This is a genomic window from uncultured Faecalicoccus sp., assembly GCF_944327125.1.
In the GTDB taxonomy this organism is placed as follows: Bacteria; Bacillota_I; Bacilli_A; order Erysipelotrichales; family Erysipelotrichaceae; genus Faecalicoccus.
In genome coordinates this window covers 23,560-48,806 of the sequence record NZ_CALVGO010000005.1, presented here as the reverse complement: position 1 = coordinate 48,806, position 25,247 = coordinate 23,560, and the positions used below count along the sequence as shown (strand labels likewise).

Here is a 25,247-nt window from a genome sequence, read left to right as displayed (position 1 = left end):
ACGATTGCGTCATAGCATTCATCGACCATCGCATCCATATATAGGTCATAATCAGGATCTGCCTTTGCTCGTTCTTCATCTTTGATCATTTTAAAGTACAGAGTTTGATTGATGCTGCAATGTTTAAAAAAAGTTCCTTTTGTGCTTGTTGCATAAAGAACAGGATATTGTTTCTGAGTCATAAAAACCTCCAAAATGTAGTTCTATTTTACCTTATCATGTGCAAATTGAAAAGTGATCTTAGATTTTGCCTAAAAAGATGTGTTTTCTATGATAATCCATATACAGTTTGCGGTTTTCGGTCATGATTTTTTTATTTAAATCGTGAAGCTGATAATGTTCTGGATGTTTTAACTGTCGGGATACAACTAATTTTCCTTCATCGGTATACGTGATATATCCCTGATCGAAGAGATAGTCATGATTTCGGCACAGCAATAATCCGTTGTTGTGGTCGGCGGCCTCAAAGATATGGGCACAGTCACGAAACGGCTTGATATGACTGGCAATCAGCATATGGGGCAAATGGATCCCGCAGACAGGACAAGTTCGGTTGAACTCATGCATAAGCGTGTCTTTAAAATAGATCTGGAGATCTTTGGATACATCTCGGTTTGTCGGGATTCCTCTTTTAGGCATGATTTGGTATAAAAAGTCACGGTTAGGCAAAGGAACAATGCTTCGATTTTCGTTTTTGTGAGGCATGTTTTTTGTCCTTTGTACAATCGAATTTGTATAGAGGATCGACAATGTATCACTCACGATCTTGTCTGGGTCTTCTTTTCGGATTCGGTCCATATATTCCAGCATGCGATGATCTTTGACTTCAAAACCAATTTCTTCCAGCAGTTCTTCATCATCTTTGAACATTTCCCAAAACGAGAGGTTTTCAATCAAACTGTTGGTCTTTGAACGCGCATAGATCACAGCGCAAGGGAACAGATCGATTTCTTCGTTGAGCCATTCCAATCCTCGGTGTTTTTCCAATAAATCGATGACTTTATATATTTTAGTGTCGGATAGCCCGGTTCGATCTTTGATCTCACGAAAGAGTTTTCTCTTTGTGTCACATATCAGACTTGCTTCGTTGATCGCAAGAATGACTTGTTTCAGATTTGATTTATTCATACTTCCATTCTAACATAAAAAAAACAAGTTGGAGTTTTCCAACTTGTTTACTCTTTAACGAGTTCTTCCTGATGCGTTGCGAAGGTATATTCTTCGATCGTGTAGGCAACTCTGGCCTTGATCAGGGCTTCTGGTGTGTTTTCCAGTTTTCCTTCCCGTACCAATGTATATTGGATTGGCATATATTGGGATAAAAGCGGAAGAGATACCGGATGTTCATGTAAGTTTGTAAGCAGTGTATTCAATGCTTTCTGTACTTTTGGATTTGGCATGTAGTAACGGGAACGATCCGAGAAAGAATATTTTCTTTTGAATGCGATCTCTTTATCGGTTCCGTGATAGTATGGGGCCCATTTTCCAGGGTTCTCCAACATTACCTCGTCTAAGACTTCTTTAAAATGACTGGTTTCAAATCCATAAACTTCAGCCAGTTCTTCTTCGATGCAGCAAAGAGAGAAGATTCCTTCACGGGCTGCGTAAGTAAGCCCTGGTCCTACTTTCAAGATTCCGACACCGTCTTCAACCAGTTCTTTCAGTTTGTATTTTGTCTGGTAATCTGTTGAATGACCTTCGAATACCAGATTGTCAAAATCTTTGATGGAAGCCATCAGATCTTTGGCACGTTCTCTGTCGTATTCTTCGCATCCGGCATCTTTTTCTTCAACGCCTGGCTGAACGACAGCGGCCATGACATATTGCCATGCGTCGTGAATTCCTAATTCCTCAAAAGCTTTTTCAAAGGTGGATACGGTTGCCTTGAAGTCTTCCGGTTTTGTCACCTGCATACCGGCATCTTCTTCGACGGCACCGCCCGGAATAGGAACTTCACTACCCACGATGTATACAGGATGAACGGCTTCAGGATTCTCTTCCAATAATTCTTGATAGGCTTCTTCACAGACTTTTGCCAAAGTCGCTCCTCGTTTGGCGATGACTTCATCGCTCAAACGTGTGTTTGGATCGTCATCAGCGACTTTCATACTGGTATCGATATGGATCTTGGTAAATCCGGCACGCACATAATCGTGGACCAGTGTTTTGGCGTAGTCCATGGCTTCCGCTTCCGGTTTACTGGAAACAGTAAGCGGACCTAAATGGTCTCCTCCCAGGAAGACTCTGTCTTTTGGCAAACCGATTTTCTCGGCGGTTTCTAAACAGTAATTATAGAAATCTTTCGGTGTCATTCCTGAATAACCGCCGTTTTGATCGACCTGATTGGCTGTGGACTCGATCAGTACCAGAGAGTTTTGTTTCTTGGCGGTTTCAATAGCGGCTTCGATCACAAAACTGTTGCTGGAGCAGCAGGAATAAACGCCGACGCTTTTCCCTGCTTTCTGTAATTTTATGATGTTTAATAATGGATTTTGTTTTGGCATAAAAACCCCTCCTATGTCTTTTATTATACTCTATCATTTGTACAACTTCATCTAATTCATGAAATATACAAATAAAAAATGCAAAAAGATAAAAGTTGTCAAAAAAGATAAAACCTTACTTAAAAAAGATACGAGGAAAGAAGATGCCTGTGATATAATTTTTTTAAAGTTGGAGGTAAAATCATGAAATTAATCGTATGCAAAGATTATGATGAAATGTCTGCGAAGGCATTCGAGGTAATGAAAGAAGTCGTTACCAGCAAGCCGGATGTTGTGCTGGGTCTGGCTACGGGAAGCTCGCCAGTTGGGCTGTATCAGTGCATGGTGAAAGATCACGAAGATAATGGAACCAGCTACAAAAATGTAAGAACGTATAATTTGGATGAATATGTAGGAATCGACCGTAACGACCCTCAGTCTTACTATACATTCATGAAAGAAAATTTGTTTGATCATGTTGATATCGATCCGGCCAACACCCATGTTCCTTATGGTAACTGTAAAGAAGACTGTGAAGCTTATGAAAAAGAGCTGGATAAAGTATCGATCGATTTACAGCTGTTAGGAATCGGACGCAATGGTCATATTGGTTTCAACGAACCAGGAACACCATTTGAAGAATTGACACATATTGTTGACTTGACGCCAAGTACGATCGAAGCGAACGCTCGTTTCTTCGACAATGATATGAACAAAGTTCCAAAACAGGCAATTTCCATGGGAATCGGTACAATCATGAAATCAAAGAAGATTCTGATGGTTGTTTCTGGAACGGATAAAGCCGAAGCGGTAAAAGGAATGGTTGAAGGTCCTGTTACTACGGATATGCCGGCTTCTGTTCTTCAGAATCATCCAGATGTAACGGTTGTTGTGGATGAAGCGGCCGCAAGCTTATTATCAAAGTAAAGGGATTTGAGATCTGTCAAATTATTGGCAGATCTTTTTTTATAGCTTTGAGTTTCGTTGTATTTTATATCAAATACTGTATAATTTAGTTTAAATACAAGGAGTTGATTTAAATGATCTGTAAAAACTGTGGTATGGAACTTTCTGATGAGGCAAAGTTTTGTTCAAATTGTGGAACTCCGGTTACAAAGGAAGAAATCGAAGAAACACAGGAAATTCAAGAAGAAAGCACGCAACTGATCGATGAAGCTGAAGATGTGAAAGAAGAACCGGTTGAGGAAGATTTAAAACCGGCTTCTGAATTGGAATCCGAAGCATCGGACGTTGATAAGGAACCCGAAGATTCACAGGAAGATCCAATCCAGTGGTATTATGTCAAAGGTTCTGAAGCGGCCGGCCCTTTTGAAGAAAAAATGATGCAGGAGCTTATCGAGAAAAAAGAAATTGGAAAAGATACGCTTGTCTGGAAAAATGGTTTTGAAGACTGGAAAAAGCTGGGGGAAACGGAGTTAAGCGCTTATCTTGCACAGTCGGAAACCAAAGACGAACCGCAATCCTGGTATTACATTGATGCCAATGGCAATCAAAATGGTCCGTATACCAAAGAACAGATGGAAAACATGGTCCGTTCGAAGCAAATCTATGGAAATACCTTTGTGTGGAAAACGGGAATGCCGGACTGGAAGCGTCTGAAAGAGACTGAACTGGCCGATTTAGCTCAGGCTTTTACCGATTCTGTGTATTCAGGCACAAATCAGCCCATCTATATCTCAGAAAGAAGCATCGGAATGTGTATCCTTCTTTCGATTGTGACCTGTAGCATTTATTCTTACTATTGGCTGTATTGTCTGGCCAATGATATTGAACGCTGCTGTCAGGCAAAGGGAAAGGCGAGTCCTGGAGATCCGGGGATGGTTGTCCTTTTGACCATAGTGACTTGCGGATTGTATGGGATTTACTTTTACTGGAAAGCGGGCAAGGTGCTTAACGAACTGGATTTCGACAATGGCTTCAAGGTCCCGGACAACAGTATCGTTATGCTGGTATTGCCGGTCGTTGGTTTAGGCATCATTTCTATGGCTATTTGTCAAAGTTCTTTGAATGATATCAGCCGTTATGGAAATCAATAAGAAATCAATGAAACTGATAGGAGCAATTGTATTGTTGCTCCTGTTTCTTCTGTTGGAAGGGATCCATTGTCCGTTTCAGGCGGTGTTTGGCATCCCTTGTCCAGGCTGCAATATGACGACCAGCCTGTATTACCTTCTTCATGGAAATATAGAGGCTTCACTTTTCTATCATGGTTTGTTGATTCCGACCATGATTTTCGCAATTCTGGTATTGTGGAGACATTTGAAGAAGGATGTCAAGGGAAGAAATTGCCTGGTCTGGATCTGGGTGGGGTGTATGTTTGTCTATTATCTTTACCGCATGATCTTTATTTTTCCCGATGTCCCCATGGTTTTTGATGAAACCAGCGTTCTTGCGCATATTCTTTCAATGATGGCACGGTAAGGGCAAAGCCCCTTGACATGTCTGGATAAAATGCCTATAATGACTGCATAAAAGTAAATCAGATGAAGATAGAGGTAGCGATGCATCAGAGTACCATAGGGAGCCGGCAGGCAGTGAAGTATGGAAAAGGTAATCATCGCCGAAAGAGACGGTATGGCAATAGCGTTTCTTGGGGCTTTGGGAAATACCCACTGCACTCCTTCGTAAGAAGAGGGGTTATCTTGAGGGCAAAGTCAATAAGCCATATGGATAACACATATGGTTTTTTTTCTATTTTCATGATACTTTAGGAGGAAGAAAAATGAAAAAATTATTAGCCGCAATCGCAGTTGGAACATTCGCTTTGGCAGGATGTTCAGGATCCGGAGCCGATTCAGCTCAGGATGATACGTTTACCGTAGGAATGGAGTGTGGGTATCAGCCGTTTAACTGGCAAACTTCCGATGCCCAAACGGACTCTGCCGTAGAAATCAGCGGCGGTGGAGGATATTGTGACGGATACGATGTAATGATGTCACAAGCCATTGCCGATGAATTGGGCCAAAAATTAGAAGTGAAGAAAATTTCATGGGATGGACTGCAGCCTGCTTTGGATTCCGGAGAAATTGATGCGATCGTTGCCGGTATGACAGCCAGCGATGAGCGTGAAGAAGGCATCGACTTTACGACTCCATACTATGAAAGTGAAGGAATGGTCATGATCGTTCGTGCCGACAGTGAAATGGCAAACTATACGGATATTCAGGATTTCTCCGGTCATAAAGTCATCGGCCAGAAAAATACAAATTATGATACCGTTATCGATCAGATCGAAGGTGTAGATCATCAGACACCATTAGCCACATATCCTGAACTGGTTGCTGCCCTTCAAAATGGAGTGGCCGATGGTATTACAGCGGAAATGCCGGTTGCCGAAGGTGTGGTAGCCGCCAATCCAGGACTTGCGATTGTACAGTTTGAAGATGGGCATGGCTTTGAAGTGGATACCACAGTATCTATCGGTTTGAAAGAAGGAACTCGCGATTCAGATTTCTTCAAGAGCGTACAGGACGCATTGGATTCAATTAGCCAGGATACAAGAAATGAATATATGAAAACTGCGGTTGAAAACGCACCAACCGAAGAATAGGAAGGTTTGATGATCCATGAGTATCGATTTTGGAAGGGCATATGAAATATTTATAGAGAATTGGAGCTTGTTTTCTTACGGTATCCAAAACACTCTCTTATTCGCAATCGTCGGTACGGTTGTCGGACTGGTCCTGGGATTGATAACCGGAGCCTTGCGTGCAATTCCGGAAGATCCTATGGATTCACTTCCTGTTAAGATTTTAAAGAAGCTTGCGAAATGGATCGTAGGCTTCTATGTCTGGTTTTTTAGAGGTACACCGATGATGGTACAGGCCTTGTTCTTTTTCTACTTGCTTCGTCCTATTTTAGGATGGACGGGTTTCTCGGCCGGTTTGATCATCATCTCGGTCAATACCGGTGCGTATATGGCGGAAATCATTCGTGGCGGTATTCAGTCTATTGATGCCGGACAAAGCGAAGCGGCAAAATCCCTGGGGATGACAACGTTTCAAACGATGGTTTCCATTATTTTTCCGCAAGCCATCAAAAACACCTTCCCGACGATTGGAAATCAGCTGATCGTCAATATCAAAGACAGCTGTATGTTAAATGCGATCCAGGTAACAGAGCTTTACTTCCAGTCTTCTTCGGTAGCCGGAAGTAACATGAAATTTGCCGAAGTTTACTTTTTGGAGATGGTGATTTACCTTGCCTTAACAACGATCGCAACATTGATCCTGAATGCTGTGGAAAGAAAAATCAACAAGACAAAGACAGTAACAATCAAGGAAAACTGTGCATAGGAGGTTTGTATGGAAACAGTCATTCAAGTACAACATCTGAAAAAACATTTTGGAGATCTTCAAGTTTTAAACGATATTGATTTTGAAATCAACAAAGGGGAAGTGGTGACGATCATTGGATCTTCCGGTTCGGGAAAAAGTACGCTTCTTCGCTGTATCAACTTATTGGAGATTCCGGATGGCGGAAACATTTTATATAAAGGAACAGACATTTTAAGTGGCAAACTTCCTTTGACAACCTATCGTTCCAAAGTGGGAATGGTTTTTCAAAGCTTTAATTTATTTGCGAATAAGACCGTTTTAGAAAATTGTATGATCGGTCAGATCAAAGTCTTAAAGCGTTCGAAAGAAGAAGCACAAAAAATTGCCATGCAGCACTTGGAAGAAGTTGGTATGCAGAATTTTGCCGATGCCAGTTCGACTCGTTTATCCGGTGGGCAAAAACAGCGTGTGGCGATTGCCCGTGCTTTATGTATGGATCCGGAAGTCTTATTGTTTGATGAACCGACATCTGCATTGGACCCGGAAATGGTTGGAGATGTTTTAGAAGTTATGCAGACACTAGCCAAAGAAGGCTTGACAATGGCTATTGTGACCCATGAGATGCAGTTTGCCAAAGATGTCAGTGATCGAGTGATCTTTATGGATAAAGGTGTCATTGCGGAACAAGGGTCGCCACAGAAGATCTTTGAAAATCCGGAACAAGATCGGACCAAACAATTTCTATCTCGTTATTTTGACCGATAAATTCGGTCTTTTTTTATTGACAAACACAGAAAAGAATCTTATTATTTTCAATGTAAAGATAAAAGAAGAGAAAACGTGTAACTGGTTATGCAGGCATAAGTTTCCGACGGGATACTTATGCCTTTTTTCTTCTTAATTTATGAGCTCATGATATTATTTTTACTAACTCAAAAAGGAGATGTGAGGGCATTATGAAAAAATTACTATCTATATTGTGTGCTGCCACTGTTATTACGTCTTTGGCGGCATGTAGTTCCGGAACCACGGAAGATTCAAAGGCTAATGGTGAAGAACTGATCGTGGGGACCTTTAATATTGATGCTAAATCGCAACCCGATGTTGAAGCACAGCGCGATTTAATGGCCGAAAACAATGTGGAAATTGTTGGTCTTCAAGAAGTGGATAAAAAGACAAAAAGAAATAACTATGATGTTGTAGAAAAATTTGCTCAAGATCCATATCAAGATGGGTACTACACAAACTGTATTGGATTCCAAGGCGGAGAATATGGTATTGCTACTATTTCTCAATATGAACTGCAAGAAACATCTGAAACAAAATTATACAGCGATCTTTTTAAAGGCGAAGAATTGGCCAATGAGTTGAAAGAAGCATATATGAATAATGATCCAGACGATCAAGCTTCCAATGATGCTTTAGATGCAGTATCTGCCAAAGGACCGGTTGAACCAAGATATTATCAAAGGGTTGTTTTTGAAAAAGACGGAAAGAAAATTGCGTTCTATAATACCCATCTTAGTTATGAAGATATGGATCTAAGAAAGCAGCAGATGGAAACATTAAAAGAAGCTTTGGATGAAGATACTTGTGAATATAAAATCTTGGTTGGAGATTTTAATGCGACTCAATCAACAAAAGAATTTGATTTGTTTAAAGAAGATTATAATATTTCCAATGGAAAAGACGGCAAATGGTTAGATACATTCAATGGGACTGATGATACTATGAACGTTAATAGTGTCGATAATGTGATCGTATCTAAAAATATTAAAATAAAATCTGTCAAAATGGTAGATTCAAAATTATCTGACCATAATCCAATAGTTGTAACTCTTGAATTAAAATAGTTTTAAAGGTTTTTGCAAAAAGTTCAATATTTTTGAGCTTTTTGCAACTTTTTGCTTTAATGGAGATGATATGGTGAAAATCTTATTCAATTTATGGGATAAACTTAAAAACTTATGGGCACTTTGCTGGCTGCCGATAAGTCTTTTTCCATTTATGTACATGACGTCATTTTTAGCCCAACGAATAATGATGATCATTAATATTAATTATCTTAATGTTCTAATTTCCTTGCCTGATTTATATTTAGATTTTTTACCGCTTATATTATCCAGTACTTTAGCCTATAAACTTTCCAAAACACAAGATGGAAGTGCGGTAATTAGCGGTGCAATCGCATATTTGATTTTAATCTCTGTCTTAAATGCAGATGTTTTGAATGAAGCGTTTTATTATATGCGTTTAAAAGTTGATAGCAGTTGCATGTATTTAGAAAATCCTTTGATTGGCTTATTCACAGGTTGTGTGGCAGCAAAAGTGTTTAATCGTTTTTCAGATTTACGTCTTCCCAATGCGATTGCCTTCTTTTCGGGAAGGAAATCGGTCCCTATTATCACAACATTGATTATGATTGGCATAGCACCTCTGGTTTATGTTTTTTATTCGATAATATTTCATGCGTTTAAGTCCATTATGGATTTATTTTATTCGTGGAATACATTAGGTCTTGGCTTAGCAGCCAGTATGGATACTTTTTTACAAGTCATAGGATTGAATGATTTGTTTCCTTCTTTTTACATTTTAACGGGAATGGATCAGGGATACCGTTATATAAGCGTTTTTCTCGTTATGATTGTTATTTTGATCCTTTACCAAAAAAGAACTATAAAAACCGTTTTTTATTATCTCTTTTTTTGTTTGGCTGTGGGTGTATTCACATTCCATTTTGAATCTTTGATGTACCTTTTAATGATATGTGATCCGGTTTGCTGGTTATTTCTAGTTGTGGCAAATGGCCTGTTTACCATTTTACTTTATGATGGGATAAACCTTTTGGTGATTTTCTGCACTGTCTTTGTTATTTTGATTCTTTTCGCGCACTACCATAATAATAAAATAAGCTTGCAATTGATATTTCCTGTCATCACAGAAGCGGATGCGGAAAACATATTGGATTCCCTGGGAGGCGTAGAAAATATTTTGGAGATGAAGTCCGAAAGTAATCGACTGAAAATCCAGTTAATAGATCCTGAATTTATTGATTCAAAGCAAATCGAAGAAAGTAAAATGTATCAGTTTTTTCATAAAAATGAATACTATATTATAGACTTTTTTTATGATGAAGAGCGAGCCTGTCGTATTTTTATGGAAAAATATCATGAAAACTTAGCGATGATGAAATTGGATGGTGAAATAGATGATGAAAATTTTAAAGGTCTATAATAACAATATTGTTTCCGCGGATAAAGAAGGATCTGAAGTTATTATTGTGGGTTCGGGTATTGGTTTTAAAAAGAAACCGGGAGATCTTATTGACAAGAATAAAGTGGATAAAATATATACATTTGAATCACGTCAGCAAAGCCAGCTTAAACAATTGTTGGATCGTGTTCCTTTATTATATTTTCGTATTTCAGAGGCTATTGCATCTAAAGCAAGCGAGAAGCTCCAAGTTCAGTTGAGCAACCAGATATTAATATCTTTAAGTGATCATATATGCTATGCCGTAGAGAGAAAGAGAAAAGGAATATCGGTTCCTAATCTTATGCTTAATGAAATTCGAAGCCTTTATAAACAGGAATTTAAAATTGGCTTATGGGCAATAAAATTTATTCAGGTAAACACAGGGATTGCATTGGATGAAAATGAAGCTGGGTATATCGCAATGCATATAGTGAATGCTATGGTAGGTTCGGATACAGAATATACCCAAATTAGTAAAATTCTTCGATTTATCAAGGATGTCCAAAGAATTGTAGAAGAGTTTTACAGCATTGAGTTCAATGAACAAGATTTAAACCATGCACGATTTATCACTCATCTAAAATTTCTAGGTCAGCATATTTTTTCTAAAGAATCTGGTCATAATGAAATCAAGGTGGATGATCTATTTTCGTTTTTGACAAAAAGAAATGATCGAATCCTTGAATGTGTGAATGAAATTTCTGCTATGGTGGAACATGACTATAATTATGTTTTACAGGAAAGTGAAAAAGTTTATTTGATGATTCATATTATTAAGATAATAAGTTGATGATTGGAAAGGCTGACATTTATGAAATTAAAAGACATTGGATCTTCATTACAACTGCCAATCGCAATTTTCCCTTTGGCTGCGATATTAAACGGACTAGGCTACTTTTTAGAACGAGTTCAAATTAAAGCGCTTTATGCATTTGCGACCTTGTTTAAGTCCATTGGTAATATGGTACTTGATCAAATGCCTATGCTATTTGCCATAGGTGTAGCCTTTGGTTTAGGGAAAGAAAGAAAAAATATATATGCTCTGAATGGTCTGCTATGTTATTTAGTTGTAAAAAACATTCTTATACATAATCAGCCACTAGAAATGTTTGGCATGAAACCGGAAATTATCAAAGAAGCTTTTTTAAATAGTGATAATCAGTTTATTGGTATTTTATCCGGGGTTCTGTCTGTTGCGGTTTTACGCTATTGGCTTACTGTAAAAAAAGACAATGCAATGTTTTCCGGTATTTTTGTTTCTGTTGCATCCATGATCTTTTTATCTTTAGTTTTGGTGTTATTCTGGCCCTTATTATATTCTATGTTGTTAGATCTAGGAAGAATGATTAGTGAACTCGGTCCAATAGGTGCGGGTATTTATGGCCTTTTAAACCGATTGTTATTGCCTATAGGAATGCATCATACGTTAAATTCTGTGTTTTGGTTTGATGTGCTAGGAATCAACGATATTGGAAACTTTTGGTCATCAAAAGGTATAAAAGGGATTACCGGAATGTATCAAGCCGGATTTTATCCCATTATGTTGGCTGGAGTTCCTGCGATGGCCTTGGCTATGTACAAGAATTCTTTTACTACACAGAAAAAAAGATTAAAATCTTTTTATTTTTCAGCAGGACTGTCTTCAATATTGACGGGGATAACGGAACCTCTGGAATTTTCCTTTATGTATCAGGCGCCCATACTGTATATATTTCACGCGATATTATGCGGATTTAGTTTGTTCTTATGTGCCAGTTTGAAATGGATAGCCGGTTTTAGCTTTTCAGCAGGTTTGATTGATTATATCTTGTCTTTGGCAATGCCTTTAGCTAATCATCCGTTAAATATCTTATTTCTCTGTATTCTATTTTTTGGAATCTATTATTTTTCATTTTCGTTTTTAATCCGACATTTTAATTTCCATACAGTTGGAAGAATAGTTGGATTGGAAGAAGGAAATTATATAGAGAATCAGGACATCAATGATGTAGTTACCAAAATTATAAAAGCATGCGGTGGCAGCGAAAACATTGTACATGTGAATTATTGTACGACAAGACTAAGAATAGAATTGAAAAACACAGAAAAGTTTAACTTTAAAGAGTTAGAAAATACAGGGGCAATAGATTATAAGTTTTTGTCCAACGAAGTACAAATTGTTTATGGAGTACAAGCAGAACACATTTATGATATGCTGCAAAAATATTATATCTGATAATAGTCAGAGAGATGTTGTAAGGAAAAAACTTACCATTCTTTTACTTCTTTTTCGATTCGCATTATGGTATATTTAAAGTGCTAGAGAATGGTTCTAAATCATTCTTAGGAGGAACAAATATGGTTAGAAGAATCGGGATTTTAACTTCCGGTGGCGATTCGCCAGGGATGAATGCAGCCATCCGTGCTGTTACAAAGGTTGGATTAAACAGCGGTCTTGAAGTATTTGGTATCTACAATGGCTATAAAGGCATGGTAGAAGGGTATATTGAGCCAATGACAAGAGAGACGATTCGTGAGATCGTAAACCGCGGAGGAACGATTCTTGGTTCCGCTCGTTTGCCAGAATTCAAAGATGAAGAAGTACGCCGTAAAGCCATTCATCAGTTAGGCAAACGGGGAATTGAAGCCGTTGTGGTCATCGGAGGCGACGGTTCATACCGAGGCGCCCTGTCATTGACAGAGATGGGTATCAACTGTATCGGCTTGCCAGGAACCATTGATAACGATATTACGTGCACCGACTTTACGATTGGGTTCCACACTGCATTAGAAACAGTTGTAGACGCCATCGATAAACTGCGTGACACTTCTAACTCGCACCACCGTTGTTCCATTGTCGAAGTTATGGGAAACCGTTGCGGGGACCTGGCATTATGGTCTGGTATCGCATCTGGGGCCGATATGATCGTAACCAGTGAAACAGGCTTTGATGAAAATGACGTTTTGGATCGTTTACGCGATTTGGATATCATCAAGAAGAAAAAACATGCCATCGTGGTAATTTCAGAGAAAATTACCGATGTGGACCAATTCGCTAAAAAAGTGACATTGAATACTGGATTTTCAGGAAGGGCAACGGTATTAGGTCACATCCAGCGAGGAGGATCTCCATGTCCGTATGACCGTATGTTGGCCAGCCAAATGGGGGAAAAGGCAGTGGATCTTCTGATGCAGGGAATTGGAGGACATTGTGTCTGCATTCGCGACAACAAGATCGTATCTTATCCAATTGAAAAGGCACTGAGCATGCCGGCGGAATCTCGTAAGTCGTTACAAAACTTATTTGAAAGATTAGTGTAAAGAAAAGTTGAAAAGGAAGGAATCGAAAACATTTATGTGTATTAGTGACAAGAAAACAAAGATTATCTGTACGATTGGCCCTGCCAGCGAGGATAAAGAAACTTTAAAGCGCCTTGTACAGGCAGGAATGAACATTGCCCGGTTGAATTTCTCTCATGGAAGTTATGAAGAACATGGAAACCGTATCAAACTGATTCGTGAAGTATCTAAAGAATTAAATACGCCAATTGGAATCTTGTTGGATACAAAAGGTCCAGAGATTCGTTTGGGAGATTTCAAAGATGGCGGATGTCAGTTTGAAACAGGGGATGTTGTCAAGATCCTTAAAGATGAAGTGGAAGGAACGCATGAACAATTTACCCTCCGTTGCCCAGAAGTATTCCATGATGTTAAAGTGGGAGATTCTATTTTAATGGATGATGGAAAACTGAAAGTTACAGTGCTTGAAGTCAGTGATGATATGATCAAGGGACGTATCGAAAATCCACATTACTTAAAGAGCCGGAAAGGGTGTAACTTGCCGGGCGTTGTGTTGACAATGCCGTTTATCTCTGAAAAGGATGAAGCGGATATCCGTTTTGGTTGTCAGCAGGATGTTGATTATATTGCCGCAAGTTTTACTCGCCGTAAAGATGATGTTTTAGCGATTCGTAAGATCTTGATTTCGGAGAGAAAAGACAGTATTCAGATTTTCCCTAAGATTGAAAATCAAGAAGGGTTTGATAACCTTCGCGAGATCCTGGAAGTCAGTGACGGTGTGATGGTTGCCCGTGGAGATCTGGGTGTCGATGTTAGTTTGGAAATGGTTCCAATCTATCAGAAACAGATCATTTCTATTGCCAATGAATTAGGTAAGCCAGTCATCACTGCGACACATATGCTGGAAAGTATGCAGACAAACCCTCGTCCAACACGTGCGGAAGCCAGTGACGTTGCCAATGCGATCATGGATGGAACAGATTGTATTATGTTGTCAGGTGAAAGTGCTGCCGGAAATTATCCGGTTGAATGTGTGCAGACGATGCATCGCATTGCCAATGCCATTGAACCAATGATTCCGTACCGTCAAAGATTAAAAGAAGGAATTCGCACGTCCCGCAATTCATTGAACGATGCCATTGGTGTCAGCGCGGCAGATACATCGATTGCCTTGGATATTAAGTGTATCATCGCCTTTACGCAAAGCGGATTGACAGCTCGTCGCTTGGCTCGTTTTAGACCACAGGCGCCAATTATCGGTGTATGTTTCGATGAAGTAACAGAACGTTCAATGCTTCCAATTTTCGGCGTTGATCCTTATTTCAGTGAAATTCAAAATACACGAGAAAATGATGTCGATCTTGCCAAAAACATTGCCTTGATGAAAGGTTGTCACTATGGAGATTTCATTATTGTAGTCGCTGGTTATCCGGAAGGACATGGCGCTACAAACATGATGAGAATCGTAGAAATTACTGAAAACTAAGCCTGTGAATCAGGCTTTTTTTTAGTTCACACTTAGATCCTGAATTCTTTTTGAGACGGTTTCCTTCAGCCTAGCATCCACTTTCAGGATTTCCATGGCCTGGTCGGCATCTATATGCAGTGCCTTCATCAGATTCCAGACATGTTGAACCGTTGATTCCAGATGACCTTGGGAATAGCCTCGTTTTTGTCCTTGAGAGTAGCCCTGTTTTTGTCCCTGGGAATAACCTTGTTTTTGCCCCTGGGAGTAGCCCTGTTTTCTTCCTTCTTGTAGCCCATCTTCATAGATCCCCTGACTGAAATTGCACATTTTATTTACCTCCCTGTCGAGTTCTTCTGTTATCAGTATATCATATTTTTCTGTGAGTATCTTCTTTATGTACTGTGGTTCCTCTTTCATCACAAACAGCACATACAGTAAAGACATCATGTCCTTTTTCAGTTCGTCTTTTCTTTTTGGCAGATAGATCATGACAATGGAAAGAAGGTCATAATTTTTTAGATCTTCCCTGTATTGTCCTGTATGAATGTTTTGATGTAAGGAATACTTCAGAATGGAGTCTTCTTTTCGGGTGGCCGGATGCATACAGATCCAGATCGTATGTACTTTTTTCATCTTCGGATACTCGTCTTTCTGAAAGCCGGAAGGATCGTTTTTCTGTCCGGCAAGCAGTCTTGTCCCATAATAAACGGCTCTTCGAATCAGGGGATAGGAAGGTTCTTTCTGCTGGGCCTCGATATTGATCCGATGGCCTTCAATCTCAAAGAGTAGATCATACTGGATCCTGGCACTGAATACACTCTGATCCTCGGTGTTATGTGATTTCAAGATCTCATGAAACCAGGGACCCAGGCGATCCTGGATTTCCTGAATGGACAGGTTCGAAAAGAAAGAAACACATTCTTTCAGGATGTAGGAAAGGATCTGTTTGTGAGACAGGATCTTCTTTACGCATTCATCGTATGCATTCATTTTCTTTTCCAGAGTATCGGATAAAATTTGATTCATTGATATCACCAGATATATATACGGTGAAAATGTGTGATTTTATTCTTTTTTTGACAAAAAAAATAAGGAGAGTTTTGTCTCCTTATTCGACGGCTTTCAAGGATTCCACCATTTGAATCTTTTTTAATTTGAAACTCATGAAGAAGTTTACGATGAAAGTAAACAACATGGTCAGTAAGAAACTGTATATGTAAGAAATTGGAAGAATTGTTCGTCCAAACATGACATCGTCCATTTCCGCAAGATTCATGATCAGATGGTGTAAACCGATTCCTATTACCAATCCAATACAGGCACCCATGATTGAAAGTAAGATTCCTTCACGGTTTACGTATTGATTGACTTCTTTTTTAGTGAATCCCAGTACTTTGATCGTTGCGATTTCCCGAACCCTTTCACTGATATTGACATTGCTCAAGTTGTACAATACGACAAAGGCCAGGGCCGCGGCACTGATGACCAGTACAACCACGACGAAGGAAATGCTGGAAATCATATCGGTGAAGTTTTTTTGAAGGGAGGAGTAGAACGTTACGCTGTTGACGCCGTCCAGCTTCATTAACCGGTTGCCCAGCTTTTCTTCAAAGGCTTCGGTTTGTTTGTCGGTCTTGATCATGTAGATCGAATCCGGTTTCTCTGCGTAATCCAGAGTATCAAAGTATGCAGATGTGACATAAATATGGTGTCCTACATAATTTTCAAAAATGCCTTTGACTTTCATAACGATTTTTTGATCATTTGTTCCGGTGATTGTGATTTCATCTCCTACTTCAAGGCCCATTTTATCTGCCAGTTTTTGAGAGATCATGGCGCCATTGTCATTCAGTTTCAAAGCTTCATTTTTGTGATTCTTTAAGGATGTGAAATCACTGAAATGTTTTTTATCCTGAATGATGTGAAGGGACACTGTATGATCTTCATCTTCGTAATAAGCGGTACCGGCAAGCTGCTGTTCTTTGAATACTTCATGAACACCTTTGATCTTTTCAATTTCACTTTGAAGCGATTCATTGTCCTGGTCAGTTCCGATCGTGGCGTTATACAAATAGATGTTTCCATATTGCTGCCGGGCAATGTCACCGATGCTGTCATTGATCCCAAAACCAGATACCAGTAAGGCGCTGCATCCGGCGATTCCAATGATCGTCATAAAGAATCGTTTTTTATAACGGAAAATATTTCGGGCGGTGACTTTATGTAAGAAGGACAGGCGATTCCAAAGAGGCTTGATTCTTTCTAATAGAATCTTCTTTCCGGCTTTCGATGCCTTTGGCCGCATAAGCTGACTAGGAACTTCCATCAGTTCAGAATAGATGGAAAGAATAGTGGCCAAAAGTGTGATGCCGGTTACCGATCCACTGGCTAGTAAGATCAATCCAGGCTGCCATAGGAAATGGATCGTTTCTAAGTTGTATAACATGTTCCAGGCGCTGAAGATCACGGTTGGGAAGATATACATGCCAATGGAACAACCCAGTACGCATCCAATGAGACTGGCAATCAAAGCATAGATCAAGTATTTACTGGCAATCTGGAATTTCGAATATCCCAATGCCTTCAAGGTTCCGATTTCATTGCGCTGTTCATCGACCATTCGGGTCATGGTCGTCATACAGACAAGGGCCGCAACCATAAAGAAGAAGACAGGGAACACAGCGGCAATTCCATCCATGCGGTCTGCACAAGCCCCATAATCGCGATACGAATAATGAGAATTCCGGTCTAAAACGATCCATTCTCCTTCGAGTTCATCAATTTGTTTTTGGGCTTCGTCGATTTGTTCAGAACCACTTTGTTTCTGGGATTCAAATTCTTCAATGTTTTTATTGAGTTGAGCTTGCCCATCCTGCAGCTCCTGTTTGGCATTTTCGATTTCCTGCAGACCGGAAGCGTATTGTGCTTCTCCTTCCACCAGCTGATTGTAGGCTTCCTGCAGCTGAACCTGGGCATTATACAAAGCATCTCTTTGGGAAATCAATGTTGCCTTCTGGGCAATGCCGTTTTCAATCTGGGCTTTTGTATTTTGCAGATTGGTCAGTTGAGACTGCAGGGACTCGATTTGCGGTCCTATGGATTCATAGCCGGTGATTGCTTGTTCGATCAAAGAGAGCTGATTGCTTACAGTTTCTTTTTGTGTCTGAAGGCTCGTGTTTTCCGGGTCTAAGGCAAGCTGTTCTTCAATGGCCTTTAAGGTGGCTTCCAATGTCGGTTTTGTCTGGATTGCCTGATCATATGTTTCCTGGAGTTCGCTTTGTTTCTGGATCAATAAATCCAATCCGGACTGGATCTGGGCAATGCCTTCATTGACCTGAGGCAAAGAGCTTTCTCCTTTTTCGATTTCCGCGATGGCATTTTCCAATGTTGGAAGATTGTCCAACAAAGCTAAACTGTTATAGTAATCGGCCCAGCCGCTGTCTAACTGGTTTCGAGAGGCAGCCAACTGCTGGCTTCCCTGATCCAGTTCGTTTTGCCCCTGTGTGAGTTTTTCTTTAGCTTCTTCGATCTGTGAAGAGGCATCCTGTATCTGGGTATCGAATTCCTTTTTTTGTTCGTTGAGAGCATCCTGACTTTCCTGGATACGTATTTCGATTTGATCGTCGGCAATCTTTTCAATCCGCTGGAGAACAGGATCTATGACATCAAAATATTCTTCGTCATAGGAATTATATTCTTTGGCTCCTTTTACCAGGACATCGACTTCTGTGTAATATTCGGAAAGGATATTGGTTTCAGGGACAAAGATAAAAGAATCCAGATTTCCGGAACCAATCTCGCTGCTTCCTTTCTGGTAGCTCAGATACGTCGGTGTGTAACAAGTTCCAACGATCGTATAGGTATCGCTTTTCAAGGAATCGCTGATGGGCGTTTCCGTTCCGCTGGTCAAAGTGATTGTGTCTCCGATCTTTAATCCGCCAAACAGTTGATTGGTTGCACTTTCCGCTTCGATCAGACATTCATTTTCTTTTTTTGGCATTCGTCCATCGATAAGCCGAATGGTATTGACATTTTGTTTGTCCGGCAAAGAGAAGAGTTTTAAAACCAGCTGGGTGTTCTCCTTCTGGGTCAAAACGTCCATAGAAAAAACGCCTTCTGCGGTTTTGACCCCTTTGATTTCCTGGATGGCTTTGACATCTTCCTTGGTCAGCCCCAGCGTGGAATAGATCTGGATATCCTGGAGATTCTGCTGATCAAAATACTGGTCAGCCGAATACTTCATATCCGGGGCACTGGCTTTAACGCCCGCAAAAAAGGCCACTCCAATGGCGACGATGGAAAGAATGGATAAGAATCGTCCTAAGGAGCTTTTCATTTCTAAAAATATATTCTTTAAAAAGGTTTTAGGCATTAGTATTCAATTTCATCGATGTCCATTGGATGTTCGTTGATCTCAACAGAGTCGATCTTACCACTTTTTACTTTAATGACTTTGTCTCCCATCGGAGTCAATGCCAGATTGTGCGTGATAACGATCACGGTTTTTTTCTGCTCTCTGCAAGTGTCCTGCAGCACTTTCAAAACTTGCTTTCCGGTTTTGTAGTCCAAGGCGCCTGTGGGTTCATCGCAAAGTAAAAGCTTTGGATTTTTGGCCAGGGCCCTGGCGATGGCTACACGCTGTTGTTCTCCGCCAGAAAGCTGACTTGGAAAGTTGTCCATTCTTTCTTCCAATCCAACAGAGCGAATCGTATCTTCTATATTTAAAGGTTCTTTACAGATTTGGGTTGCCAATTCAACATTTTCCTTTAATGTCAGGTTTTGTACAAGGTTATAAAACTGGAACACAAAACCGACATCATAACGGCGGTACAAGGTCATTTCTCTTTCATTATAGGCACTGATTTCGCTATTATCGACAAAAATCTTGCCTTCACTGACAGTATCCATTCCGCCTAATAAATTCAAGATCGTGCTTTTTCCTGCACCGCTGGCGCCGGCGATGATCACAAATTCACCTTGGTCGATCGTAAATGAAACGCCGTCAAGGGCATGGATCTTAACTTCGCCCATCGTGTATGTTTTCTTGACATTTTCAAATGTAATAAAATCAGACATAATGCACCTTCGTTCTAGAATCATTATATCATGAGACGCTAATTTCTGAGGACTGGATTGTGAAAAAAAGGACTTCGTGATACGATAGTACCGAATTAAAAAAGGAGAAATCGAGTATGAAAGTAAGAGTGTTGACAGACAGTGGATCGGGTCTGACAAAAGAAGAAGCAGCCCAATATAATTTAGATTATTTACCTTTGCAGGTCATTGTTGATAATAAAACGTATCTGGATGGGATCGACCTGACCATCGATCAGCTATATGATCTGGTGGATAAAGGATATATGCCGCAAACCAGTATGCCGCCTTTAGGTATGATCGAACAGCTTTTCGATCAGTATAAAGAAGAAGGCGTTACCGACGTTGTTGCGGTGACCTTATCCAGCGGCTTGTCAGGAACCAATCAGGCCATTCAGGCCAGCGCAAAATGGCATGATATCCAATTACACACTTTGGATATCTTTACGACTTTGGCCATTGAAAGATATTTGGCGATCAGTGCCGCAAAACTAAATGAAAAAGGCTATGTGCCTGAAGAGATCATTCATCGTTTGGATGAAGTTCTTGATTATTCCCAAGGGTTCCTGATCCCGGAAGATCTTGACCATTTGGCCCGTGGAGGGCGACTGACGCCTATGGCGGCCAAGATGGCAGGCATGTTAAAAATCAAACCGATCCTGGAAATCAGTAAAAATTCCGGAGGAAAAGTCGATACTTGCGAAAAAGTAAGAACCATGAGCAAGGCAATCTCCAAAGCGGCCAAGCTGGTGGCCAAAGGGGCTAAGGAAGCCGGCGACTGTGTCTTCTTTGTTGTGGATTCTGCTTCGGAAGAAAATGCCCAGCTGTGTATCAAGGAACTGCAGGAATTGATGGGAAAAGATCTTCCGATCCAAAGAGAGCCGATCTGCAGTGTAATTGCATCCCATACAGGATTAGGCTCGGTGGCTTATCAATACTGTAAAAAAGTGAAAGGAGCCGAATAAATGAAAATTGCCTTTGTGACGGATACAGGAACCGGCAAAGATCCTTCTTATTGGGAAGAAAAAGGCATCCATTGTTTTCCACTTCAAATCGAATACAATGGAAACTCTTATGATGAATTCGTCTCGATTCCTTATTCAAAAGTAATCGAAAATCTGCATAATGAAGTGTTGATGAAGACCAGCCTTCCAAAGCTGGGTGTGATTGAGGACTGCTTCGCCCGCTTAAAAGAAGAAGGCTATGATGCGGTATTCTGTGTTCCTATTTGTAAAGGACTTTCCAGTACGTATGATTCTTTGGAAATGATTGCCAATCAGGTGGGACTGCAGTTTTATGGGGTCGACTGTTATGTGACGGCGGTCGTGCAGACACGCATGATCGAGATAGCTAAAGAGATGATCGAATCCGGGGCTTCCATTGAAGAAACGATCCAAAGACTGGAACGAATTGCGGAAAGCTGTGAAACGATCCTTCTTTGTGATGATCTCCAACATATGAAAAGAGGCGGAAGATTGACGCCAGCTGCGGCTGTATTAGGCGGCTTATTAAAAATCAAACCGATCCTTTATCTGGATAAAGGAACCAAAGGACGTGTTGATGTAATGGCCAAGGTCCGGACGATGTCAAAAGCCCAGGATAGGGTAATCAAATTTATCCAGGATAAAGGAGTTCAATCCAATTATACGTTTATTGTCGCTCATGTCGATGTGATCGATGCGGCGGTAGATTATGCACAGAAGATCCAGAGATCTTTTGAAGGGGCAAAGGTCAAGATCATTGATCTTGTCAGTGTTGTGGGAATCCACACAGGATTAGGATGCCTGGCCCTTCAAGTATTCAACGAAAATGCATAGACTGGCTTATTGCCGGTCTTTTTTTATAGAAAAGGCGAACCTTGAGGCTCGCTTTATCGGATAACATAAGTTTTTAAACGATCAAAAGCTTCCTGAACCAGTTCAAAAGGAAGCGCCAGATTCATACGAATCGTATTTTTTTTCTGGAAAGGCCGTCCGTCCTGCCACAGGACACCGACTTTAATGCCTTTTCTCAGCAATTCATCTAAAGATATCTCTTTCTTTTCAAGATATTCGGTACAATCGAGATAGAGCATATACGTTCCCTGCGGTGCACTCACCTTAAGATCGGGGAAGTTGTGATGAATGAAATCCAGGGCGTAGTGAATGTTTTTATCCAAGACCTGGCATAATTCATCGACCCAGATGCCCCCTTCTTTGGTGTAGGCACCTATCAAAGCGTAGGTGGATAAAATGTTGGGTGAATTGTAATGAGATCTTGCCTCTGTTTTTAAGATGGCTTCTCTCAGTTCTGGATTGTAGATGATGTGATAGGATCCTACCATCCCCGCCAGATTGAATGTTTTGGATGGAGCGTATAAAGAAATTACGCGGTTTTTGGCATCCCTTGAAACAGACTGGGTAGGGATGTGCCTGTATCCAGGTAGAACCAGATCGCTCCAGATCTCATCGCTGATGACGATACATTGGTTGGTGCGATAGACGTCCATTGCCTTTTTGATTTCTTCTTTATCCCAGACGCGCCCGGTTGGATTGTGCGGGGAACAAAAGATACAAACTTTGATTCCATACTGTTTGATTTTTTGATCCATATCTTCATAATCCATTCTCCAGATTCCGTTTTCATCCTGAATCAAAGAAGAATGTATGATCGTTCTATGGTTGTTTTTAAGGGTAGAGGTAAATCCAATATACGTTGGAGAGTGAACTAAAATAGGATCGTTTTCTTTGGTAAAAGTCTGAATCACGCTGGCTACGCCGCCCAACACACCGTTTTCATAACCAATATGTTCTTTACGGACAATCAGATCGTGACGATCTTTCTGCCATTGGATAATGCGATCATAGTAGGCTTCCGGCAGGGAAAAATAACCAAAATGCGGTTGATCCAGACGGGATCGTACAGCTTCCTGAATGCCGGGGAACACTTTAAAATTCATATCGGCCACCCACATAGGAATCTTGGAAAAATTAGGGTCGACACAGGCATCTTTTATAGGTAGAGAATCAAGTGCCAGGGCGTCATGGCCTTCGCGGTCCAGCTTTGAATAAAAATCATATTTCATAGAAAACATCTCCTTTTCCTAGACAAGTGTATCACAAACCAGAGAAGGAAATCATTATTTTTATTTCACTGTCTTGTCACCTGTAAACAGTCGTTGTATAATGTCCGAGAAAGATTTTTGGAGGGAACGATCGTGTTAAAGGAAGAGATACAGAAACTGAAAAAAGAAAAAAATGCCATTCTTCTGGCTCATTATTATGTACCGGAAGATGTACAGGATATTGCGGATTTTGTAGGAGATTCATTTGCTCTTGCGAAAAAGGCAAAAGAGACAGAGGCGGATATTATTGTTTTTGCGGGCGTTCGCTTTATGGGAGAAAGCGCCAAGATCCTAAATCCGGATAAAAAAGTGCTGATGCCGGATATGGAAGCCGATTGTCCGATGGCGCATATGGCCGATGTGAACAAAGTAAAGGAAATGAGAGAAACGGTGAAAGATCTGGCTGTGGTTTGTTACGTAAATTCAACCGCGGAGCTAAAAACAGTGAGCGATGTTTGTGTCACAAGTTCCAATGCGATGCAGATCGTAGAAAAACTGCCCAATGAAAATATTTACTTTATTCCTGATCAGCATTTGGCTTCCTTTGTCAAAGCAAAACTGACAAACAAAAACATTATTTTAAATGAAGGGTATTGTGCGACCCATCATGCCTTGACCAAAGAAGATGTATTAAAAGCCAAAGAACAACATCCGCAGGCGCTTGTTCTGGTGCATCCCGAATGCAAAAGCGAAGTTGTCCAATGTGCGGATTATGCCGGAAGTACGGCAGGAATCTTAAACTATGCCCGGCAAAGTGATCAAAGTGAATTTATTATTGGAACGGAAATGGGTGTTTTATACGAACTGAAAAAACAGAATCCGGACAAGACATTCTATTTAATGAGCGATAAGCTGGTTTGTGACAATATGAAGAAAGTCACTTTAGATAAAGTATATGAATGTCTGGACAAGGAAATCAATGAAATCGAATTGGATCCAGAAACGATGACTAAGGCTGCCGGTGCCATGGATCGCATGTTGGAGCTGACAAAGTCATGAGAACCATTCAAACCGATCTGGTGATCGTTGGGAGCGGATGCAGCGGATTGTTTGCGGCCCTTCATGCTCCAGAAGATAAAAAAATCGTGCTCCTGACCAAGAAAACACTGAAAGAAAGTGATTCCTACCTGGCTCAAGGCGGGATCTGTGTCTTAAAGGATGAACAGGACTATGACAGTTTCTTTAAAGATACGATCAAAGCAGGACATTATGAAAACCGCAGGCAGTCGGTGGATATCATGATTCGATCTTCAAAGAATATTATTTCTCAGCTGGAAGACTATGGGGTTCGTTTTACCAAGGATCCCCAGGGGAATTTTGTCTATACCCGGGAAGGTTGTCACTCTAAGGCACGAATCTTGTTTCATGAGGACATCACCGGAGAAGAAATCACCAGCCATCTTTTGACAGCGGCCTTGAAAAGGAAAAACATTGTCTGGATGGAGCATACCGAAATGCTGGATATCATCGAGGAGGACAATCGATGTTTTGGGATCCTGGCAAAAGATAAAGACGGACTCTTTTCAATTGAGAGTGATTTTACGATCCTTGCCACCGGCGGGATCGGCGGACTCTTTAAAAACTCAACGAACTATCCTCATTTGACCGGCGATGCTCTGGCCATCAGTTTAAAGCACCATGTGGCCCTGGAGCATCCGGATTATATTCAGATCCATCCTACCTCGTTTTATTCAAAACGAAAGGGAAGACGATTTTTGATCAGTGAAAGTGTCCGCGGCGAAGGCGCCAAACTTTACGGCAAAGATGGAAAACGGTTTGCCGAAGAAACGCTTCCACGGGATCTTCTGACTCAGGAGATCTACAAACAAATGAAAAAAGATAACATGCCTTATGTCTGGCTGGATATGACGGTTTTGGGAAAAGAACAGATCCTAAAACATTTTCCGCATATTTATCAGCACTGTCTGGAGGAAGGGTACGACTGCACCAGGCAATGGATCCCGGTTGTCCCAGCGCAGCACTATTTTATGGGCGGGATCCATGTGGATGCGTATTCCAGAACAACCATGGAGCAGCTTTATGCCGTAGGGGAAACCGCATGCAACGGTGTCCATGGAGCCAATCGCCTTGCCAGCAACTCGCTTTTGGAAAGTCTTGTGTTTGCCCAAAGGGCGATGGAAGATATTTGTCATAAAAAAAGTATCCGTTCTTCTCATTTTGAAGAATTGGTCAAACAATGTGTTGAGAAACTCAATACCGAAGAATATCCAGACATGATCTGGAATGTGATCAGGAAAAAGAAAGAA

22 protein-coding genes, 1 pseudogene and 1 riboswitch are annotated in these 25,247 nt (G+C 40.6%); of the genes and pseudogenes, 16 read left to right on the top strand and 7 right to left on the bottom strand.

The features are described from left to right. From Q0K03_RS01510 to Q0K03_RS01500, 3 genes are all read right to left on the bottom strand, one after another. Positions 1-182: hypothetical protein (locus Q0K03_RS01510; protein ID WP_297236996.1), on the bottom strand; the 182-nt coding region annotated here is incomplete at its 3' end. Positions 183-240: 58 nt separating this feature from the next. Further along, a complete protein-coding gene (locus Q0K03_RS01505) occupies positions 241-1,128 on the bottom strand; it encodes an HNH endonuclease signature motif containing protein (RefSeq protein ID WP_297236995.1) in 888 nt (295 codons plus the stop codon). Positions 1,129-1,175: 47 nt separating this feature from the next. Next, a complete protein-coding gene (locus tag Q0K03_RS01500; protein WP_297236993.1) occupies positions 1,176-2,504 on the bottom strand; it encodes a class II D-tagatose-bisphosphate aldolase, non-catalytic subunit in 1,329 nt (442 codons plus the stop codon). Positions 2,505-2,687: 183 nt separating this feature from the next. Here Q0K03_RS01500 and nagB point away from each other — a divergent pair, with 183 nt between their 5' ends. From nagB to pyk, 12 genes are all read left to right on the top strand, one after another. Further along, positions 2,688-3,410 (top strand): glucosamine-6-phosphate deaminase, encoded by a 723-nt coding sequence (gene nagB / locus Q0K03_RS01495; RefSeq protein ID WP_297236991.1) that lies wholly within the window; start codon positions 2,688-2,690, stop codon positions 3,408-3,410. 113 nt (positions 3,411-3,523) lie between these two features. Then, on the top strand, positions 3,524-4,540 hold the full coding sequence (locus tag Q0K03_RS01490) for a GYF domain-containing protein (protein ID WP_297236988.1): 1,017 nt from the start codon (positions 3,524-3,526) through the stop codon (positions 4,538-4,540). 7 nt (positions 4,541-4,547) lie between these two features. After that, positions 4,548-4,925 (top strand): DUF2752 domain-containing protein, encoded by a 378-nt coding sequence (locus Q0K03_RS01485; RefSeq protein WP_297236986.1) that lies wholly within the window; start codon positions 4,548-4,550, stop codon positions 4,923-4,925. Positions 4,926-4,986: 61 nt separating this feature from the next. Continuing rightward, a riboswitch (Lysine riboswitch) is annotated at positions 4,987-5,152 on the top strand. Positions 5,153-5,226: 74 nt separating this feature from the next. Next, the gene (locus Q0K03_RS01480; RefSeq protein WP_297236984.1) at positions 5,227-6,054 is read left to right on the top strand and encodes a transporter substrate-binding domain-containing protein; all 828 of its coding nucleotides are present in this window, start codon (positions 5,227-5,229) and stop codon (positions 6,052-6,054) included. 16 nt (positions 6,055-6,070) lie between these two features. Further along, positions 6,071-6,799 (top strand): amino acid ABC transporter permease, encoded by a 729-nt coding sequence (locus tag Q0K03_RS01475; RefSeq protein ID WP_297236982.1) that lies wholly within the window; start codon positions 6,071-6,073, stop codon positions 6,797-6,799. A 9-nt stretch (positions 6,800-6,808) separates the two neighbouring features. Further along, the gene (locus tag Q0K03_RS01470) at positions 6,809-7,546 is read left to right on the top strand and encodes an amino acid ABC transporter ATP-binding protein (RefSeq protein WP_297236980.1); all 738 of its coding nucleotides are present in this window, start codon (positions 6,809-6,811) and stop codon (positions 7,544-7,546) included. Positions 7,547-7,737: 191 nt separating this feature from the next. Continuing rightward, entirely contained in the window at positions 7,738-8,634 is an 897-nt protein-coding gene (locus Q0K03_RS01465) for an endonuclease/exonuclease/phosphatase family protein (RefSeq protein ID WP_297236979.1), read from the top strand. 70 nt (positions 8,635-8,704) lie between these two features. Beyond that, positions 8,705-10,015, top strand: coding sequence for a PTS transporter subunit EIIC (locus Q0K03_RS01460; protein ID WP_297236977.1), 1,311 nt, complete (start codon positions 8,705-8,707; stop codon positions 10,013-10,015). Beyond that, positions 9,990-10,826: a PRD domain-containing protein gene (locus tag Q0K03_RS01455; protein WP_297236976.1), complete on the top strand. Its 837-nt coding sequence runs from the start codon at positions 9,990-9,992 to the stop codon at positions 10,824-10,826. The genes Q0K03_RS01460 and Q0K03_RS01455 overlap by 26 nt, the downstream gene beginning before the upstream one ends. A gap of 21 nt (positions 10,827-10,847) precedes the next feature. After that, positions 10,848-12,251: a PTS transporter subunit EIIC gene (locus Q0K03_RS01450; RefSeq protein ID WP_297236974.1), complete on the top strand. Its 1,404-nt coding sequence runs from the start codon at positions 10,848-10,850 to the stop codon at positions 12,249-12,251. 122 nt (positions 12,252-12,373) lie between these two features. Then, positions 12,374-13,336: a 6-phosphofructokinase gene (gene pfkA, locus Q0K03_RS01445; protein ID WP_297236972.1), complete on the top strand. Its 963-nt coding sequence runs from the start codon at positions 12,374-12,376 to the stop codon at positions 13,334-13,336. A gap of 34 nt (positions 13,337-13,370) precedes the next feature. Further along, positions 13,371-14,801: a pyruvate kinase gene (gene pyk, locus Q0K03_RS01440; RefSeq protein WP_297236970.1), complete on the top strand. Its 1,431-nt coding sequence runs from the start codon at positions 13,371-13,373 to the stop codon at positions 14,799-14,801. Positions 14,802-14,822: 21 nt separating this feature from the next. On the opposite strand, the gene Q0K03_RS01435 is transcribed toward pyk, so the two are convergent. The 3 genes from Q0K03_RS01435 to Q0K03_RS01425 all read right to left on the bottom strand — a co-directional run bounded on the left by Q0K03_RS01435 (position 14,823) and on the right by Q0K03_RS01425 (position 19,859). Continuing rightward, positions 14,823-15,809 (bottom strand): hypothetical protein, encoded by a 987-nt coding sequence (locus Q0K03_RS01435; protein WP_297236968.1) that lies wholly within the window; start codon positions 15,807-15,809, stop codon positions 14,823-14,825. Between the two features lie 82 nt (positions 15,810-15,891). Beyond that, the gene (locus Q0K03_RS01430; RefSeq protein WP_297236966.1) at positions 15,892-19,119 is read right to left on the bottom strand and encodes an FtsX-like permease family protein; all 3,228 of its coding nucleotides are present in this window, start codon (positions 19,117-19,119) and stop codon (positions 15,892-15,894) included. Between the two features lie 35 nt (positions 19,120-19,154). Further along, the gene (locus tag Q0K03_RS01425) at positions 19,155-19,859 is read right to left on the bottom strand and encodes an ABC transporter ATP-binding protein (protein ID WP_297236964.1); all 705 of its coding nucleotides are present in this window, start codon (positions 19,857-19,859) and stop codon (positions 19,155-19,157) included. 116 nt (positions 19,860-19,975) lie between these two features. On the opposite strand from Q0K03_RS01425, the gene Q0K03_RS01420 reads away from it, so the two are divergent. Next, positions 19,976-20,842 (top strand): DegV family protein, encoded by an 867-nt coding sequence (locus Q0K03_RS01420; RefSeq protein WP_297236962.1) that lies wholly within the window; start codon positions 19,976-19,978, stop codon positions 20,840-20,842. Beyond that, positions 20,843-21,694 (top strand): DegV family protein, encoded by an 852-nt coding sequence (locus tag Q0K03_RS01415; protein WP_297236960.1) that lies wholly within the window; start codon positions 20,843-20,845, stop codon positions 21,692-21,694. It abuts the gene before it with no gap. A 53-nt stretch (positions 21,695-21,747) separates the two neighbouring features. On the opposite strand, the gene Q0K03_RS01410 is transcribed toward Q0K03_RS01415, so the two are convergent. Next, complete coding sequence (locus tag Q0K03_RS01410) at positions 21,748-22,941, bottom strand: aminotransferase class I/II-fold pyridoxal phosphate-dependent enzyme (RefSeq protein WP_297236958.1); 1,194 nt, start codon at positions 22,939-22,941, stop codon at positions 21,748-21,750. A gap of 132 nt (positions 22,942-23,073) precedes the next feature. On the opposite strand from Q0K03_RS01410, the gene nadA reads away from it, so the two are divergent. Next, positions 23,074-23,979, top strand: coding sequence for a quinolinate synthase NadA (nadA, locus tag Q0K03_RS01405; protein ID WP_297236956.1), 906 nt, complete (start codon positions 23,074-23,076; stop codon positions 23,977-23,979). Then, positions 23,976-25,244: pseudogene (locus Q0K03_RS01400) on the top strand (L-aspartate oxidase); the annotation flags it as partial. The gene nadA and the pseudogene Q0K03_RS01400, both read left to right, overlap by 4 nt. Positions 25,245-25,247 lie beyond the last annotated feature (3 nt).